Genomic DNA, 1022 nt, shown 5'->3' with positions numbered 1-1022 from the left:
TACTGGGTGCCGAACGTGTCGGGCGGGTTGGTCATCTCGAACATCGAGCAGCGCACAAGCTGGACGATCGACTACAACAGAAAGCTTGCGCAGATCGCCGAGGCGAGTGGTTTCGACTATGCGCTGAGCCAGATACGCTTCACCGCAGGCTACGGCGCGGAGTTTCAGCATGAATCCGTTTCCTTCAGCCATGCTCTGCTGGAATCGACGACGAAATTGAAAGTCATTGCCGCAATCCTGCCCGGACCATGGACGCCGGCGCTGGCAGCGAAGCAGATCGCCACCATCAACCACCTGACTAACGGCCGCGTCGCCGTCAATATCGTCAGCGGCTGGTTTCGCGGCGAGTTCGCGGCCATCGGCGAGCACTGGCTCGATCACGACGAGCGTTACCGCCGCTCGGAAGAATTCATCCGGGCGCTGCGCGGCATCTGGACCGAAGACAGCTTCACTTTCCGTGGCGATTTCTATCGGTTCACCGATTATTCGCTGAAGCCGAAGCCGATCGATCCGCAGCCGGAAATTTTCCAGGGTGGCTCGTCGCGTGCGGCCCGCGACATGGCGGCGCGCGTATCCGACTGGTATTTCACCAATGGCAATACGCCCGAGGAGATTGCCAAGCAGGTGGACGATATCCAATCCAAGGCAAAAGCGAACGGCCATCATGTGCGCATCGGCGTCAACGCCTTCGCGATCGTGCGCGAGACGGAAGAGGAAGCCAAGGCGGTTCTTGCCGAGATTGTCGAGAAAGCCAATCCCGATGCCGTCAAGGCCTTCGGGCACGAGGTGAAGAATGCCGGCAAGGCTTCACCGGAAGGCGAGGGCAATTGGGCGAAATCCAGCTTCGAGGATCTGGTGCAGTATAATGACGGTTTCCGCTCTAACCTGATCGGCACGCCGCAGCAGGTTGCCGAGCGCATTATCGCTCTGAAGCAGGTGGGTGCCGATCTGATCCTTCTCGGCTTCCTGCATTTCCAGGAAGAGGTCGAATATTTCGGCAAGCACGTCATTCCGCTGGTGCG

At 59.2% G+C, this 1022-nt stretch carries 1 protein-coding gene; it reads left to right on the top strand.

The window, feature by feature from the left end:
- Window positions 1-1022 (top strand): dimethylsulfone monooxygenase SfnG (gene sfnG, locus PH558_RS34000; protein WP_285208559.1); only part of this gene is annotated, 1022 nt, incomplete at both ends.

Source organism: Rhizobium pantanalense, assembly GCF_030182525.1.
Classification (GTDB): domain Bacteria; phylum Pseudomonadota; class Alphaproteobacteria; order Rhizobiales; family Rhizobiaceae; genus Rhizobium.
Note: the sequence above shows the minus strand (reverse complement) of the source record. Positions and strands in the feature narration are given on the sequence as shown.